The sequence below is a fragment of the Anoxybacteroides voinovskiense genome (genome assembly GCF_014196205.1).
GTDB lineage: Bacteria > Bacillota > Bacilli > Bacillales > Anoxybacillaceae > Anoxybacteroides > Anoxybacteroides voinovskiense.
In genome coordinates this window covers 1-17,653 of sequence record NZ_JACIDE010000004.1, presented here as the reverse complement: position 1 = coordinate 17,653, position 17,653 = coordinate 1, and the positions used below count along the sequence as shown (strand labels likewise).

At 43.4% G+C, this 17,653-nt stretch carries 13 protein-coding genes and 2 pseudogenes; 11 read left to right on the top strand and 4 right to left on the bottom strand.

From position 1 onward, the window contains the following. Positions 1-97 precede the first annotated feature (97 nt). Both GGR02_RS03365 and GGR02_RS03360 read left to right on the top strand, forming a co-directional pair. A complete protein-coding gene (locus GGR02_RS03365) occupies positions 98-679 on the top strand; it encodes a DUF3888 domain-containing protein (protein WP_229706085.1) in 582 nt (193 codons plus the stop codon). A gap of 205 nt (positions 680-884) precedes the next feature. Continuing rightward, a pseudogene (locus GGR02_RS03360) lies at positions 885-1,103 on the top strand (GH36 C-terminal domain-containing protein); the annotation flags it as partial. Between the two features lie 205 nt (positions 1,104-1,308). Here the strand turns inward: GGR02_RS03360 and GGR02_RS03355 are convergent. Together GGR02_RS03355 and GGR02_RS17385 are read right to left on the bottom strand one after the other, a co-directional pair. Then, positions 1,309-2,226: an Rpn family recombination-promoting nuclease/putative transposase gene (locus GGR02_RS03355; protein ID WP_183183338.1), complete on the bottom strand. Its 918-nt coding sequence runs from the start codon at positions 2,224-2,226 to the stop codon at positions 1,309-1,311. A gap of 234 nt (positions 2,227-2,460) precedes the next feature. Beyond that, positions 2,461-2,577 (bottom strand): annotated as a pseudogene (locus GGR02_RS17385) (EcsC family protein); the annotation flags it as partial. A gap of 294 nt (positions 2,578-2,871) precedes the next feature. Here GGR02_RS17385 and mglB point away from each other — a divergent pair. From mglB to mglC, 3 genes are all read left to right on the top strand, one after another. Beyond that, a complete protein-coding gene (gene mglB / locus GGR02_RS03350; protein WP_183183337.1) occupies positions 2,872-3,930 on the top strand; it encodes a galactose/glucose ABC transporter substrate-binding protein MglB in 1,059 nt (352 codons plus the stop codon). 161 nt (positions 3,931-4,091) lie between these two features. After that, positions 4,092-5,597, top strand: a complete 1,506-nt coding sequence (mglA, locus tag GGR02_RS03345) for a galactose/methyl galactoside ABC transporter ATP-binding protein MglA (protein WP_183183336.1) — start codon at positions 4,092-4,094, stop codon at positions 5,595-5,597. 13 nt (positions 5,598-5,610) lie between these two features. After that, positions 5,611-6,630: a galactose/methyl galactoside ABC transporter permease MglC gene (gene mglC / locus GGR02_RS03340; protein ID WP_183183335.1), complete on the top strand. Its 1,020-nt coding sequence runs from the start codon at positions 5,611-5,613 to the stop codon at positions 6,628-6,630. A 117-nt stretch (positions 6,631-6,747) separates the two neighbouring features. Here the strand turns inward: mglC and GGR02_RS03335 are convergent, their stop codons facing one another. Further along, complete coding sequence (locus tag GGR02_RS03335; protein WP_183183334.1) at positions 6,748-7,530, bottom strand: EcsC family protein; 783 nt, start codon at positions 7,528-7,530, stop codon at positions 6,748-6,750. A gap of 142 nt (positions 7,531-7,672) precedes the next feature. Here GGR02_RS03335 and GGR02_RS03330 point away from each other — a divergent pair, with 142 nt between their 5' ends. From GGR02_RS03330 to GGR02_RS03310, 5 genes are read left to right on the top strand one after another with little or no spacing between them, the layout of a single operon-like run. Continuing rightward, positions 7,673-8,860, top strand: coding sequence for a galactokinase (locus GGR02_RS03330; RefSeq protein ID WP_183183333.1), 1,188 nt, complete (start codon positions 7,673-7,675; stop codon positions 8,858-8,860). Next, positions 8,857-9,849 carry a UDP-glucose 4-epimerase GalE gene (galE, locus tag GGR02_RS03325; RefSeq protein ID WP_183183332.1) on the top strand — a complete coding sequence of 331 codons (993 nt, stop codon included), beginning with the start codon at positions 8,857-8,859 and terminating at the stop codon, positions 9,847-9,849. Before GGR02_RS03330 ends, galE begins: the two co-directional genes overlap by 4 nt. Beyond that, complete coding sequence (gene galT / locus GGR02_RS03320; protein WP_183183489.1) at positions 9,804-11,375, top strand: UDP-glucose--hexose-1-phosphate uridylyltransferase; 1,572 nt, start codon at positions 9,804-9,806, stop codon at positions 11,373-11,375. The genes galE and galT overlap by 46 nt, the downstream gene beginning before the upstream one ends. A gap of 42 nt (positions 11,376-11,417) precedes the next feature. Then, entirely contained in the window at positions 11,418-13,373 is a 1,956-nt protein-coding gene (locus tag GGR02_RS03315) for a beta-galactosidase (protein WP_183183331.1), read from the top strand. A gap of 14 nt (positions 13,374-13,387) precedes the next feature. Then, complete coding sequence (locus GGR02_RS03310) at positions 13,388-14,401, top strand: LacI family DNA-binding transcriptional regulator (protein ID WP_183183330.1); 1,014 nt, start codon at positions 13,388-13,390, stop codon at positions 14,399-14,401. A 238-nt stretch (positions 14,402-14,639) separates the two neighbouring features. On the opposite strand, the gene GGR02_RS03305 is transcribed toward GGR02_RS03310, so the two are convergent. Beyond that, positions 14,640-15,071 (bottom strand): Hsp20/alpha crystallin family protein, encoded by a 432-nt coding sequence (locus tag GGR02_RS03305; RefSeq protein ID WP_183183329.1) that lies wholly within the window; start codon positions 15,069-15,071, stop codon positions 14,640-14,642. Between the two features lie 124 nt (positions 15,072-15,195). Here GGR02_RS03305 and GGR02_RS03300 point away from each other — a divergent pair, with 124 nt between their 5' ends. Further along, entirely contained in the window at positions 15,196-17,496 is a 2,301-nt protein-coding gene (locus GGR02_RS03300; protein ID WP_183183328.1) for a putative bifunctional diguanylate cyclase/phosphodiesterase, read from the top strand. The last annotated feature ends 157 nt before the right edge of the window (positions 17,497-17,653 follow it).

Below are 17,653 nucleotides of genomic sequence, written 5' to 3'. Positions count from 1 at the left end.
TAAAATAAACCATTTTAATCGGAAATTTTATGAATTATTTTGACTTAATATCTGCAAAATATAGTTTGATCACGATAATAAAAGGGGGAATTCAAATATGAACAGGAAATTTATAGGAGTAATGTCCCTCTTTTTGATAATATTATTCGGAATGTATGGTGTCGGGACTAAAATTGTCGCCAAATCAAAAATTTATGAAACAGAGTCAACAACTACATTAGTTAATAAAAATGATTTAGAGGACCTTTCAATTTACTTCTTAACGCCTTGTATAACCAAAGCAGTACAGGATTATTATGGAAAACCATCTGAAATTCAGTGGTGGAAGCCTAAAATATTAGAAATTAAAAATTTAGAACTAGGGAGTCATTATAAATTCTTACTCAAAATTCGTGTAGAAACATTTAAAGGAGCTCACAACCCCCCTTACGGAATTGATATAATAACACTTGAAATCGATTTTGACAAAATTCGTATTATTGATTACAAGCACATCGAAGAGAAGATAAAAAACAAACATAAGGTATTACCTCTTTTATTTTTCCTAAATAATGGACTCACTAATCAGCGAGGAACAGCTGAGCTTATACAGCTACTTTCTCCTTGCCCGAGTTCGACAGTGACTAGGCAAATAAATCGCCTCTCAGTCCTTGATGCAGAAGTGCTGAGAGGCGATTAGGTATACTTGTGGCGTGTATCTAGGAGCGAGGATGAATGTCTAGGATCTTCGGGGGAGGCTCTAGTCCCAGAGCCGCAAAGGTTTACCCATATTTGGCGGTTAGTTCTGTCCACTGATAAAGGTCCCCGTATTTCGAAGAAAAATTTCCGATTTTCATCCAAAATAATTTAAAAAAGTAGTTCTGAAATAGTGTGCTAATTTACATCAATCCGAAGCGTTTGTTGCGTATTTTCGCGTACTAGCCGAAGCCAACGCCCCACTGTCGTTTATACGGCTGAAAGGACTCAATCCAAAGAAACAGTACGAAATCATTGGTACAGGGGAAGTATATGGCGGAGATGAACTAATGTACGTAGGTCTCAACGTGCCAGAACGTCACGGTGATTTCGTTAGCGTAATATGGCGGCTTAGAAGTATTGATTAACCATTGAAAACTACTTATCATGGCGTCTAAAAGAAATAGAAGGGGCTGACCCAAAACGCGAATGCGTTTTTGGTCAGCCCCCTCTTTTTAGAAACATTTTACGATTGGAGAGCTATCTAGTTCCAAACGCCTAAGGTGTTTCCTCGTCGGTGGGGATTATGTGACCTTCACTGACAGGCGAGCGCTTTTCTTAAAACCATTAAGGCTAATCGTTCAACCGTTCCCGTACGTCTTCTTCCGTCAGATCGAGGATATGCGCAATGTCCGCTACGCTCATTCCTTTTTCACCCATTTTTCTAATCGCTTCTTTTATTCCTTCTTCCCGTCCTTCTTTCAATCCTTCTTTCAATCCTTCTTGTCGTCCTTCCTCCCGACTGCCACGAATGTTTGAAAGTTGGTCAAGGAGCCATTTGAGGCGCATTTCGTAGGCGTAGCGGTTTTCTGGATCCACGCTTAAATTTTGCCACTCTTCTAACGCTTCTAAAATTTCTTGTTCTGTCATCGCGACTCCCTCCAATTCGCGAACCATTTCTTCATCGACTTTCTTTGAACGGCTATCCACAGCGGACAACATTGTTAGCCACGGCCATTCGGGCGATTGTTTTACTTCTCGACGGTATTTCTTCCATTTTACCATAAATTGTGACAAGTCGAGTACATGAAATTCAAGATGATCACTCCAGAGGAACTGCTCTTCATCTTCGCGAATGTGAAAGACGGTGTGAAAACGATCCGTTTCGTGTGGAAAGAGTGGATAGTTGAGGATGGCAATCATAATCGTCGGTGGGAGGGTGTCGTACCGTTCTCCTTTCGACAGCGAAGCCGAAAATAACCGCGCCCAGTAATACAATAGCCGTTCCGGCATGCCGTATTGCGGGATAAGTTGAATTTCGATGTGAATGCGCTCGCCGCGATTTGTGCGGACGATAACATCTAACCGTCCTGTTTTTCCGTCTTCTGTTTCTTTCGTCAGCTCGGTGTTTTCAAACTGGACATCGACGATGCGATCATCTCCTGTTCGACGCAACAGCGCGTTTAAAAACGCCATCGTAATTGACTTGCGACTTGGGTGACCAAACAGCTGTTTAAACATAAAATCCATTTTCAAATCGAGGTATTGCATGCGGATCATCCTTTCGTAGAATATAGAGGACAATTTGATTAAAACCGAGAAATAAGGGAAATGCAAATGAGGAAAATTAAATTTTGCCGCGCTTTTTGGGCGAAAACAGGCAAAAAGTGCAGAGAAATACGTGGTTTTTCGATTGGAAAATAAATTTTTAATGAAAAAGACAAACACACTTTTGGAGATAGAAGATGGGCGTTTCCTCCTTATGAAAGAAACGCCTATTTTTTGTCATCTCCTTGGGGCAGCCTCTTTTAATTGAGCTAGCTTCTCCAACACCCTCCGCTTCCGATAAAGCATTTTTCCTGCTTCGGCGATGTCTTCGATAAACATTTTGTTAAACATGGCGCAAGGTTCGGCTGTCTTGTTTCTGTGATGTAAGCTCAAAAACACTAAGTATAGTTAAAAGGTGTAAATATTTCTAAAAAAGAATTGATAACGTAACAGTTTTTTGTTATATTCTACTTAAAAGTTTAAGTAAAAATTAACTAAGTGAGAGGGGGGATGAAAGTTTTAGAGAATTTTTTATACGAATCTTATGTTTCGTTGGATAACGAGCTTTCCGGACTATCTTTTAAGCATCTTTTATGTAAGGGCTTACATAAACAAGATGCAATCATGTAAAGTGAAGGGGGACGTAATATGTTTAAAAACAAAAAAGGATTGGTTTTATCTTTGACAGTTGCCTCTAGCATTCTGCTAGCTACGGGATGCAGCAGCACAACGAATGATGCTAAAAATACAAATAGTGATAATGCCCTTCCTACAGTTGGAGCAACCATTTACAAATTTGATGACAACTTTATGTCATATGTACGTCGTGCAATGGAGGAAACGGCAAAAGGAAAAATAAACCTTATGTTGAATGACTCACAAAACGACCAAGCGAAACAAATTGAGCAAATCGATACGTTAATAGCCAAAGGTGCAAAAGCATTAGCAATTAACTTAGTAGATCCAAAAGCTGCCCAAACAGTGATTGACAAGGCTAAGGCAAAAAATATTCCAGTTATTTTCTTTAACAAAGAGCCGGATGCCAATGTATTAGCAAGCTATGATAAAGCTTATTATGTAGGGACAAATTCGGCAGAGTCAGGTATTATCCAAGGGGAATTAATTGCTAAAGCGTGGGAAGCAAACAAAGATAAATACGACAAAAACAAAGATGGAAAAATTCAATACGTACTGTTGAAAGGGGAACCGGGGCACCCTGATGCCGAAGCGCGTACGAAATATTCCATCGAAACGATTAAACAAAAAGGCATTCAAGTGGAAGAGTTAGCATTGGATACTGCTATGTGGGATGCAACAAAAGCGACGGAAAAAATGGATGCGTGGATTTCTAAGTTCAATGACAAAATAGAATTTGTGATTTGTAATAATGACGCGATGGCACTAGGTGCGATTGCTTCGCTTGAAAAAGCAGGATATTTTAATGGGGATAAATTTGTTCCTGTAGTTGGCGTTGATGCCATTCCAGAAGCGCTTGAAATGATTGAAAAAGGAAAAATGATTGGTACTGTGTTGAACGATGCAAAAAACCAAGGGAAGGCGACCATTGAACTTGCCACAAATGCTGCAAATGGAAAAGATGTACTGGAAGGAACTGAATGGAAGTTAGATAAAACAAAAGCTGTTCGTGTGCCTTATGTCGGAATTACCAAAGATAATATTCAAGTAGGCAAAGACGCTTATAAATAAAACGTGTTAAATAGAGGTAGCGCCTTAGCGTTACAATTCATTGTAACTAGGGCGCTCTCTCAATAGAGAGTACTAAAGTTCAGTATTTCATACTATTTCGGCATGAAAATTATTTTAAAAATAAACCCTATTTTTAACACAGTTTATTTAGGGGGGGTAAGATGTCATCATCTAGCGCTACTTACATATTGGAAATGAACAATGTGACAAAGAGATTCCCAGGAGTAATTGCTCTACAAAATGTTTCACTGAAAGTTAAACCAGGAACGGTTCATGCATTAATGGGAGAAAATGGAGCGGGTAAATCTACTTTAATGAAATGTTTATTCGGTATTTATTCAATGGACGAAGGCCAAATTTTGCTGAATGGAAATGAAGTAGTATTTGAAAATTCGAAACAGGCGCTAGAAAATGGGGTTTCCATGGTACATCAAGAGCTTAACCAAGTACGCCAGCGGAGTGTTATGGATAATCTTTGGTTAGGTCGTTATCCGAAAAAAGGCATTTTTATAGATGAAAAGAAAATGTATGATAGTACGTTAGAAATTTTTAAAACTCTAGATATTAACATTGATCCACGTAGAAAGGTCAGTACTTTATCTGTTTCTGAAATGCAGATGGTAGAAATTGCGAAAGCAGTTTCTTACCAATCGAAAGTTATTGTGATGGATGAGCCGACGTCGTCACTTACTGAAAAAGAAGTAGAACATTTATTTAACATTATTGAAAGATTAAAAAAAGAGAATATTAGTATTATTTATATCTCTCATAAAATGGAAGAAATTTTGAAAATATCCGACGAAGTTACTATTATGCGAGATGGTCAATATATTACCACGAAAAGCGCAAAAGAATTAACGACGGATGAAATTATTAGGCTTATGGTAGGGAGAGATTTGTCGCAGCGCTTTCCATCGAAAACAAATAAGCCAGGGGATGTCATTTTAAAGGTAACGAATTTGACGGCGGAAACACAACCCTCTTTTTCTAACGTCAGCTTTGAGTTGAGAAAAGGGGAAATTTTAGGTATTGCGGGCTTAGTCGGATCAAAACGTACAGAGTTACTTGAATCGTTATTCGGATTGAGATCCATTCAATCTGGTACAATTGAACTTCATGGTCGAGTCATTGAAAACAACTCGCCACAAGAAGCGATAAAAAATGGGTTTGCTTTGGTGACGGAAGAAAGACGAACAACAGGTATATACCCTGACTTGAGTGTCGGATTTAACTCGATAATTGCGAATCTTCGTCAATATAGGACAAAAGGGTTGTTTGTATCGGATCGCAAGGCGTCAAACGATACAAAATGGGTGATCGATGCGATGAAAGTAAAAACTCCTTCACAAAAAACGCCGATCCGAAGTTTATCAGGGGGGAATCAGCAAAAAGTGGTCATCGGAAGGTGGTTGCTGACAAAACCGGAAATTTTATTGCTAGACGAACCAACACGTGGTATTGATGTAGGAGCAAAATTTGAAATTTATCAGTTGATTAACGAGTTAGCCAAAGAAGGAAAAGGGATTATCATGGTTTCTTCAGAAATGCCGGAACTACTAGGGGTTACTGATCGGATTTTAGTCATGAGCAATGGACGAGCAGCCGGAATCGTCGATACTGCTACAACATCCCAAGAAGAGATCATGCGATTATCAGCGCTGTACTAGGGAGGGTGAGGAGATGGTTCGAGATACAAAAAACGCAACAGTGATGAAATGGTTTGTAGACAACGTTATATATGTAGTATTGCTACTCCTTGTGGCAGGAATAGTGGTCATATCTCCTGATTTTTTATCGGTTACTAACTTAATCAACATACTCAGTCAATCGTCTTCGCGCATCATCATTGCACTTGGGGTAGCTGGGATTTTGATTACAGCTGGTACGGATTTATCGGCAGGGAGAATGGTTGGACTTGCAGCGGTAGTTTCTGCTTCACTTTTGCAAGCGACCGACTATGCTTACAAAATGTATCCAAATTTACCTGAACTTCCGTTATTTATTCCTATTTTAATTGCGATGATAGTGACTGGTTTGTTAGGTGCTTTGAATGGTGTGATTGTGTCCAAGTTTCACGTACCACCATTTATCGCTACATTAGGAATGATGATTGGTGTATATGGTATTACTTCTATTTACTTTGACCGTCCGCCTTATGGAGCACAACCGATTGGAGGGTTAAATCAAAGTTTTACTACGTTTGCCCAACGCGGTATTCCTGTTGGACAGTACGAAATTCCATACCTTATTATTTATGCGATAGTTGTATCTATTATTATTTGGGTTATTTGGAATAAGACAGAACTAGGGAAGAATATGTACGCGATTGGTGGAAACCCTGAAGCTGCAAAAGTTTCTGGTGTAAATGTGACGAAAAACCTTATCATTATTTACACAATTGCAGGTCTTCTCTACGGTTTTTCAGGAACGTTGGAAGCGGGACGGGTAGGAAGCGCTACTAACAATACGGGGAATATGTACGAGTTAGATGCTATCGCGGCTTGTGTAGTTGGTGGAGTATCGCTATCCGGAGGGATTGGCACAGTATCCGGAGTGATTGCAGGTGTCCTAATTTTTCAAATTATCAATTACGGATTGGCGTTTCTTGGAGTAAGCCCGTATATTCAATTTATTGTAAAAGGCTTAATTATTATCGTTGCGGTGGCGTTTGACATGCGTAAGCATGCTAAGAAAAAGTGATGAGTGTCACGTCATTGTCTAATAGACAGGAAGAGGGTGTTGTGAATGAAGAAATAGCGGGGAAAATGAAACTCCCCGCTATTTTATGATTGTTTACAGTTTGTTTACAGTAGAAAACTAAGTAGTTTGTTCAGATTCCATAATTTTCTCCAACACCCTCCGCTTCCGATAGAGCATTTTTCCCGCTTCGGCGATGTCTTCGATAAACATTTTGTTAAACATGGCACCGAAAACAATGCCGACGATTGGCACGAGTTGGAATAGTTTTTTCCAGCCGAATTGGTCGCGGAACGTCATCATGACTTCGCGCCAGCCTTGTAGCTGGGAAAATACTTGCTGATGGTCGTTGGAAAACGACGTGAGCTGGTCGAGAATTGCTTTTTTGCCGACAATGTCACTGGAGACAAACTGCAAGCACTTCACGATAAAAATGCGCTCTTTTTTTTCTTTCGGGTCATAGCCGTAAGTAATTGCGATTTCTTGGAGCGTTTTTAACGCTAACCCGAGCATGGCGGGAATGTCGATGGCTAGTGTAAACAGTCCGCCTACACCGGTCGTTGCCCCTTGGTATTGGGCGAATGTAATGCGCGCTTCCACTAATTCGTCGCACACGCGATCCATCGTTGCAAGCGGCAAATGTCCAACTTGCTCAATAGAAGCCGCAGGAAACTTTTCGAGCAGTTTCGCTTCGTTCACTAAATATTGTCCGCCGCTTTGGATGTAGCTACCGAGTTCGTCGAGCAGCTGTCCAAGTTTTTTATGTACGATCGGTGGTGTTAGCTTATCCAATACTTTAAACGGAAGGCGCCCGATTTTTTCCCAAAACCATAAATCTTTTTGACTGCGCTCCCAGCGTTCGATTTTTGCTAATTCTTGTTCTAACGATTGTTTCGTTTCCATGGCAAAAGCCCCCTTTATACATAACGTGGATGAATCGGCTAATTGTTATACGTTTGTCAGAAAAAAATGTTTCCATCCACTTGTGATTAACTAAAAAATTTACTAAAATATTTACTATAAAAGCAGTTTAGGAGGCAGAACAATGATTGAAAAGGTAAAGACGGATTTTCTTGCATGGTTTGGTGGGGGAAGGGAAGAAATTCGCACCTTCTTCGCCCCAGGTCGCGTGAATTTGATCGGGGAGCATACGGACTACAACGGTGGGCATGTGTTGCCGTGTGCCCTTGAAATCGGCACATATGCCTTCGTGAGAAAAACGAAAAGCGCAGACGTTCGGTTGTATTCGCAAAATTTTCCAGAAAAAGGAGTGATGACCGTTCCGCTAGCAGATTTATCATATCGCGACGAACATGGCTGGGCGAACTATCCGAAAGGAATTATCGCAGCGTTTCAAGCGTCAGGGGTTATCATCGACAGCGGGTTTGATGTACTCTATTATGGAAATATCCCAAATGGCGCAGGATTGTCGTCTTCTGCCTCGATTGAACTTGTTACGGCGGTCATGGTCAATGAACTGTTTCAAGCAAATTTCAGCATGCTTGAACTTGTGAAAATGAGCCAAACCGTAGAAAATAATTATATTGGCGTCAATTGTGGCATTATGGACCAATTTGCCGTCGGAATGGGAAAGAAAGACCGTGCGATTTTATTAGATTGCCAAACGTTGCATTATCGTTATTTACCGCTTTTACTGAACGATTGCTCAATTATCATCGCCAATACGAACAAACAGCGCGGGTTAGCGGATTCGGCGTATAACGAACGGCGAGCAACGTGCGAAACAGCGATTATGAAGTTGCAACAACACCTCCCGATTTCTTCCCTCGGCGAACTGACAAGCGAACAGCTGGCGAAATACGCGCACGTTCTTTCTCCCGTCGAACAAAAACGCGCTCGCCACGCCGTGACGGAAAACGAACGGGTGATGCAAGCGGCAGAAGCGCTGGAAAAAGGGGAGTTGGCACGCTTCGGCCATTTGATGAAACAATCCCACCTCTCGTTGCGCAATGACTACGAAGTGACAGGAGTAGAGCTTGATACGCTTGTGGAGGCAGCGTGGAAGCACGAAGGAACGATCGGTGCCCGCATGACTGGGGCTGGATTTGGCGGTTGTACGGTGAACATCGTAAAAGAAGAACACATTCCTTCCTTCATTGAGCAAGTCGGGCGAGAATACGCGCAAAAAATCGGCTATGAAGCAAGTTTTTATGTCGTGAAAATTGGCGATGGCGCAAAAGAACTAACAGAAAAAGAGGAGATGAGGTTATGATTCTTGTTTGTGGCGGTGCAGGCTATATTGGCAGCCATGCGGTACATCGCTTCATCGAAAAAGGGGAACAGGTGGTGGTCGTCGATAATTTGCAGACAGGGCATCGCGAGGCGATTCATCCAGAAGCGATATTTTACCAAGGGGATATTCGCGACCGCGCCTTTTTGCGCGACGTATTCGAAAAGCATAATATCGACACCGTCGTTCATTTCGCGGCGAATTCGCTTGTCGGGGAAAGCATGGAAAAGCCGTTAGCCTACTATGACAACAACGTATACGGAACGCAAGTATTGCTGGAAGTAATGAACGAATTTGGCGTGAAGCAAATCGTTTTCTCTTCGACGGCAGCGGTATACGGGGAGCCGAGGCACATTCCGATCGTTGAAACCGATCCGACCGTCCCAACGAACACGTACGGGGAAACGAAGCTTGCGATGGAAAAAATGATGAAATGGGTCGACCAAGCGTATGGCATCCGCTATATTTCGCTTCGCTATTTTAACGTCGCTGGTGCGTACGGCGCCCACTTAGGGGAAGACCACGACCCAGAAACGCACGTCATCCCGCTCATTTTGAAAGTGGCGCTCGGGCAACGAAACGAGATTCATATTTTTGGCGATGACTACGATACCCATGACGGCACGTGCATCCGCGATTACATTCACGTTCTTGACTTAGTCGATGCCCATTGGCTTGCGGTCGAAAAGTTAAGAAGCGGCGCGAACAGCGACGTATTTAACCTTGGCAACGGCAACGGATTTACCGTCAAAGAAGTGATTGAAGCAGCACGCCGTGTCACTGGCCATGACATTCCAGCGCGAGTAGTAGAAAGACGCGCGGGCGACCCAGCCCGGCTTGTTGCTTCTTCGGAAAAAGCGAAGCGTGAACTCGGGTGGAAGCCGACATACACAACAATCGACGACATCGTCGCTTCCGCTTGGCAATGGCATCAAGCAAATCCGAACGGCTATCGAGGTGGCAAGCGGTGAATATTTATTTGGCAATCGAACAATTGATTCAGCACGGTCTTATGCACGAACTTCTGCAAAAAGAAGACGTCATTTATACGCGTAATCGGCTGCTTGCGGCGTTACAGTTAGACGAGTGGCAGCCTCCCGAGGGAGCACCTTCCTCCCTCCCTCTTCCTGCGATTTTGTCGTCTATGTTAGATTGGGCGTACGAGCAGGGGCTATTGCAGACGAACACGACGACGGAACGCGATGTATGGGAAGCAAAACTAATGAACTGTTTAATGCCGCGCCCATCGGAAGTGATTCGTACCTTTTATGAGCAGTATCATCAAACGCCAAAGCAAGCGACCGATTGGTTTTATGCCTTAAGCCGTGCATCGAACTATATTCAAACCGACCGAATCGCGAAAAACGAACATTGGAAAGCCGCGACCGCATACGGAGAGCTCGATATAACGATTAATTTAGCAAAACCAGAAAAAGATCCGAAAGAAATCGCCAAATTAAAAGAAACTACTGCGTCTACTTATCCGAAATGCGTGCTTTGTGCAGAAAACGAAGGGTATGAAGGAACGTGGCATCATCCAGCGCGTGCGAACCATCGCATCATTCCGCTATCCCTTCTTGGGGAGCAGTGGTATTTTCAATATTCGCCGTACGTGTATTATAACGAACATTGCATCGTCTTTCATGCGGAGCACGTGCCGATGAAAATGGAACGAAAAACGTTTGAACGGCTGCTTGATTTTATCGAAAAATTCCCGCATTATTTTATCGGCTCAAACGCTGATTTACCGATTGTCGGCGGCTCGATTTTAGCGCACGATCATTTTCAAGGCGGGCGTTATACGTTTGCGATGGAGAAAGCAGAAATCGAGGAATATATCTCATTGCCGGCATTTCCGACGTTAACCGCTGGCATCGTCCGCTGGCCGATGTCGGTCGTTCGTCTTCGCGGTCGAAAAGAGGAGGTGCTAGAAGCGGCAGATTTGCTTTATCGCACGTGGCAAACATATAGCGACCAAAGCGTCGAAATTTATGCCTACACGGAGGACACGCCGCATAATACCGTTACGCCAATTGCAAGACGGCGCGGGGAGTCGTTGGAAATGGACATCGTGTTGCGCAATAATCGAACGTCAAAAGAGCACCCATACGGCATTTTCCATCCACATGAAGAATTGCACCATCTAAAAAAAGAAAACATTGGATTAATCGAGGTGATGGGGCTAGCCGTATTGCCAGGAAGACTTTCGGAAGAATTAAAAACGTTGGCAACGTATCTCGTTCATAACGTAAGCAAAGACAACTGGGAAGAAGCGATGCATAAACATTCGGAGTGGTATGAACACATTCGCGCCTCCTATCCTTCCGTTCAAGAGGAGAACGTGTGGGACATTTTACGGACAGAAGTAGGGAAGCGCTTTATTACCGTACTGGAGCATGCGGGTGTATTCAAACGAACGGAAGAAGGCAAGCAGGCGTTCCGACGGTTTTTGCAAACGTGGCAAAAAAATGCAGATCGTTTACCATCAGTTCATTAAAAATAGGGCGCTGTTGTGTTCATCGAATGGAGGAGAATCGAGTTGTATTTAGGGGTTGACTATTATCCAGAACATTGGCCGAAAGAAATGATGGAAGAAGATATTCAAGGAATAAAAGAACTCGGAGCGAACATTGTCCGCATTGGGGAATTTGCGTGGCATTTGATGGAGCCGAGAGAAGGGGAGTTTGATTTTTCTTTTTTCGATCAGGTCATCGCCAAATTGAAAAAGCAAGGTTTTTCCATTTTATTTGGTACGCCGACGGCAACATTCCCTGCTTGGTTGGCAAAAAAATATCCGGAGATTTTATCGAAAGACGAAAATGGAAATGTACGTGTATTCGGCGGACGTCGTCAATATTGCTTTAATTCAGATGTTTACAGAACATATAGCGCCCGCATTACCCAAAAGCTAGTAGAGCACTATCGAGACGAAGAAGCGATTGTTGCGTGGCAAATCGATAATGAATTTGGTCATGAAGGAAGCGATATGTGCTACTGTGAGCAATGCCATGAAAAGTTCCAACAGTTTTTGCAAGACAAATATGAAACAATCGATGCGCTAAATGAAGCATATGGCACGATTTTTTGGGGACAAACGTACAATGATTTTACGGAAATTCCGATTCCGAAAAAAACGATTACGACCCACAATCCTTCTTTGCAATTAGATTGGGCGCGCTTCCGTTCTTACTCGGTCAATAGCTATGCCCATGAAATGACGAATGTCGTTCGTCAGCACAAGGGAGAGCATCAACAAGTAACGACGAACGTATCGGGCGGGTTTTTCCAAAAATGGTTTGACCATGAAGAAAACGTGAAAGATATGGATTTTGTTTCATATGATAATTACCCTGTATGGGGAGGGCTGATGGAGCCGATTTCCCCAGCAGCGATTGCAATGACCCATGATTTTGTCCGCGGTTTGCTTGGAAAAAACTATTGGATTGTGGAAGAATTGATGGGAGCGCAAGGCCATGATGTCATTGGCTATTTGCCGCGGCCGAATCAAGCCAAAATGTGGTCGTACCAAGCGTTTGCCCATGGTTGCACGAATATGCTTTATTTCCGCTGGCGCGGGATGAATCGTGGCGCAGAGCAGTTTTGTTACGGAATTGTCGACCATAGCAATCGCCGTGGTCGAAAGTATCAAGAAGTTCAGTCATTTTTTGCGGAAATTTCTCCTCATGAACCGCTTATCCAATCAGAAATTCGAGCCGATATTGCGGTGCTGTATGATTACGATAATATTTGGTCGTGGCGCTTTCAACGGCAAAGTGAAGGATTTGACTTTACGAATGAATTGTTGCGCTTGTATACACCATTTTACAAATGGAATACGCATATCGATGTTATTCCAGTGACACGCGATTTTTCCAAGTATAAAGTACTTCTTGTTCCTGCTCTTCAAATCATTGATGAAGCATTAGGAAAACGGTTCGAAGCATTTGTCAAACAAGGGGGAACGATCATTTTTTCGTTCCGGACAGGGTTAAAAGACAAAAATAACAATATTCACTTCAAAAAAGTTTTGCCTGGATATGTAAGGGAGATCGCAGGAATCGAAGTGCATGAAGTAGAGTCCCTTTCCGTGTCGCAACGGATTCGGATGATCGGAGAAGGACAATATACAGGGAAAACATCTTATTGTTCTGTTTGGCGTGATTTAGTAACCCCTGTGGCAGCGGAAATATTGTATCGTTATGATGACTCCTTTTATCCGCAGGCAGCGGTGACGAAAAATACGTATGAAAAAGGCACTGTATATTATGTCGGATGCGGAGCAGAAGAAGATGTTTTGCAAGCGATCGCAAAAGACGTCGTGGTTGCTAACGATATTTGGCATATTCCAAGCGAAGAAGGGGTAGAGGTGTACAAAAGAGGCGAAGGGGACGATGCATGGTTATTTGTGATGAATCATACGGCTGAGGAAAAAGTATTTCAGCATATCACGTTGCATCCGTATGAGAGTAAAATCGTCCTTTTAAATCAACGGTAAGAAGGTGGAGTTTTATGGCAACCTTAAAAGAAATCGCCGAGAAAGTCGGCGTGTCGGTGGCGACGGTGTCGCGGGTGTTGAACTATGACCCGACGCTGTCTGTCTCCGATGAGACGAGAAAAAAAATTTTTGAAGTCGCGCAGCAGCTCAACTATAAAACGTTGCGCGAGCGAAATCAACATACAACGAAAGAGCGGTTAAGGTTTGGGTTAGTGCATTGGTATTCCGAGCTGCAAGAATTAGGGGACCCTTATTACATGGCGATTCGGCTTGGGGTAGAGAAGGAATGCTTTGACCGTCAAATTGAGCTTGTGAAACTGTTTAAACAAGGCGACTCGTACCAATCGGAATGGCTGACAGGACTAGACGGCATTATCGCGGTCGGAAAGTTCGGCCCGAAAGATATGGAAGTGTTTACGGCAAGCACCGAACAAATCGTGTTTGTTGATTGTTCTCCAGACGAAACGCGGTTCGATTCGGTCGTCATTGACTTCCGTCAGTCGATGATTCGAGTGCTTGATTATTTGCTTTCGCTCGGGCATGAAAAAATCGGCTACATTGGCGGGAAAGAATATGTGGACGGAGAAACGCTGATTCGCGACGAGCGGGAAACAACGTTTTATGAATATTTATATGTGAAAGGGCTGTACGAACCAAATTACGTATGGACGGGGCGGTTTACGGCCGAAGATGGCTATCGCCTGATGAAAGAAGCGTTAGCAAAAGATTATCCAACCGCCTTTTTTGTCGCGAGCGACTCGATGGCAATTGGCGCATTGCGGGCGCTTCATGAAGCTGGTGTTCGCGTGCCAGAAGATGTTTCGCTTGTCGGGTTTAACGACATTCCGACGGCGGAATTTGTCCAGCCGCCATTAACGACGGTGAAAGTATATACAGAATTTATGGGCGAAACGGCGGTCGAACTATTAGCCGAGCGATTGGCAACGAAACGCCATTTATCGAAAAAAGTCGTCATCCCTACCCAATTAATCGTCCGCGAAAGCAGCGGCCCATGCAAAAACAGGTGAACAAAGCAAGTTCACCTGTTTTCTTGTAAGATAGGAAAGTATAAAATTTTACGATTAGGTGGAGCTTTGTCTAGCTCCAAGCGCCATCGGTGTGATGCGCTCGCTCCTTCTTTCGGCGGCACATTGATTGGCTTCACTGAGCTTACCCACGCAGAACCAAGCCATGCTTGGTTCGAGAGCCTCCTCGAGGGGCTTGTGCGATCTTCGCCGATAGGCGGGCGCTTTGCGCTTTTCTTGTTCAATGAAACTGAATATCCACCTTTTTCCGCTGGTCGGAGGCGATTTTTGGAATGTGAATGTCGAGTACGCCGTTTTTGTAGGTGGCGTGAATTTGCTCGGCAGAAGCGTTCGCCGGCAGCGGAATCGAGCGATGAAAGCGACCGAAGAAACGTTCGCGGCGATGTACGTGCTCTTCTTTTATCGTTTCCTTTCGTTGAATCGTCCCACTAATCGTCAACACGTTGTTATGCACGTCAATTTGCACATCTTCTTTTCGCTCAAGACCAGGCAAATCGCACGAAACGATATACTCGCGCTCGGTTTCATGCATATCGATGCGCGGCATCATCTCATCAGAAAAAAGCGACGGAAAATCGTTCGTGAAAAAGCGGTTGAAATCACGCCGTATCGTTTCTAAATGGCGAAATGGGTCATAAGGAACTAAAGGCATCCAAATCTCCTCCTTTCGTAATGTCGGTACATAGTATGTTTCGCGTCCATTTTTTTATGTATGGGGACGGTTGTCTAATTGCTTCCAACTATATGTGCATATGATGAGGGGAGGAGGGAGGAGAATGCGAAAATGGCGATGTACAATTTTTAGCATTGTCTATATTGCCGTCTATTATATAGGCATTTTTTTCGTTGCACCGACATGGGTAAACAGTTTGTTTTCCGTTGGCGGTCCGCTTATTGCATCATTTTGGCTATTTTCTGCCTATCGGCGTATGAAAACGAATGAACGTTGGTTTTGGGGCATTTTATGGATAAGCGCTTGTTGTTATTTTCTAGCGGAACTATTATACCGCGGCTATGAATGGCTTCAACAGACCGAACCGCCGTTTCCAGGCTGGCCGGATATTTTTTACGTGGCGAATAACGTCCTTTATGGTGTGGCGTTAACCTATGTAATTATGGTGAAGCGAAAATCATTTGATGTTCAGAAATCGTTGCTAGATGCACTAATTGTCATTACGGTTTGCGCGACATTTAGCTGGATTTACGTCATTCAACCGCTTATCGTTCCAAATGTATCCTTTTTCTATCTCTTTGTTTCCCTTAGCTATCCGCTGCTTGATTTAATGGTTGCGTTTTTATTGCTTGTTTTGTTGCTTTCTTCTATATCTTCGATGCGCACAATCATATGGCTCAATTTGCTTGCGATTGCCCTTTTTGTCGTAGCGGATACCATTTACCTCGTGCAAATGCTTCAGTTCGATTACGTGTCAAATACGTGGCTAGATCCGTTATGGACGGCTAGTTTGCTCATGACAGGGCTTTCTGGAGCGTACGCATCGGAAGGGATGCTTCAATTTGATGGGGAAAACGAACGGGCAGTATCACGGGTGAAAATGTTTTTTCCATACATTAGTATAATTCCGCTATTTTATTTGTTTTTTTTATACGAAAAAGAACGCGGAGCGGCAGAAACAGGGTTTATGATGGCGATTATTTTAGTTGTCATCAGGCAAGTCGTGACGCTATTAGAAAATGAGCGGCTAGTACGTCATTTGCAGCGGTTAAATAGCAAACTCGAACAAAAAATAGCCGAACGGACAAAAGAGCTGCGGCAAAAGAACGACGAGTTGTTTTACGCAGCAAACCACGATTTTTTAACAGGGCTTCCGAATCGCCGCGCGTTCATTCGGTCGCTTGAGCACGCCATTACGCAGGCGAACGAACAGTCACATTTGCTTGCCGTTATTTTTATCGACGTTGACCGCTTTAAACAAGTAAACGATTATTTCGGGCATCGCGTCGGAGATGAACTTCTTATCCAACTAAGCGAGCGGCTAAAACAAGTGTTGCGACCAACTGACTTAGTCGCGCGGCAAGGGGGGGACGAATTTATCGCTCTGATTGCGCCAGTATATGAATTAGCGCATCTTCGCACGCTTACGCAACAATTGCTAATGATCGTAAATCAGCCAATTGCGGTTGCCCATACAGACATTCGCCTTTCGTTAAGCGTCGGGGTTGCCGTCTACCCTCATGACGGGGAAACGGCTGATCTATTAATGAAAAACGCCGACATTGCCATGTATCGCGCCAAAGAACAAGGAAAAAACCAAGTGCAATTTTTTAACGAAACGATGAAACAAACGGTATTGAAAAAAACAATTATTGAAACCGCCCTTCATCAAGCGTTGGAAAACCGTGAATTCGCGTTATATTATCAACCGCAGTTTGATATACAGACAAAAGAAGTCATTGGCATGGAGGCGTTACTTCGCTGGAAACATCCACAAATGGGGCTCGTCTCCCCAGGAGTATTTATTCCGATCGCCGAAGAAACAGGACAAATTGTCGCCATCGGCGAATGGGTCATCGAAGAAGCGTGCCGGCAAATAAAGCAATGGAACGAGCAATATGGACGTTCCTTGCCACTAAGCATTAACATTTCCCCAAAACAGTTTTTACAAGAAAATCTTGTGGACTACATCACGTCTGTACTAACAAAAACGAACGTCCCAGCGGAGCAGTTAGACCTAGAAATCACGGAAGGGGTAGCGGTATTTAACGAACAATATACGATTGAAAAATTACAGCAGCTAAAACAAATCGGTGTCCATATTTCCATCGATGATTTCGGTACCGGCTATTCCTCACTCAGTTATTTACGGAAATTTCCGATTGATCGACTGAAAATTGCCAAACCGTTTATTGACGGCATTACAGAAGTAGAAGAAGACGCAGCGATTGTTGCTTCCATTATCGTCTTAGCCAAAAGTTTAAAACTGCGCGTGATTGCCGAAGGAGTAGAAACGAACGAGCAGCTGAACGTACTTCATTCGTTACGCTGTGACGAAATTCAAGGATATGTGCTAGGTAAACCGTTGCCAAAAGAAGAGTTTGAAAAAATGTATTTCGTTTGACAGCCCCAAGTAGGAGGGGCTGTTTTGCTAAAATCAGGCGTGTTGATTAACCAATAAAAACTAGTTGACATCGCTCTATTTCTAGCTTTTCTGCCGTAGTCGGCAAGCGAACCGCTTGCCGACTGGGCATGCGCACAGCATGCCCTCCTCGAACAAT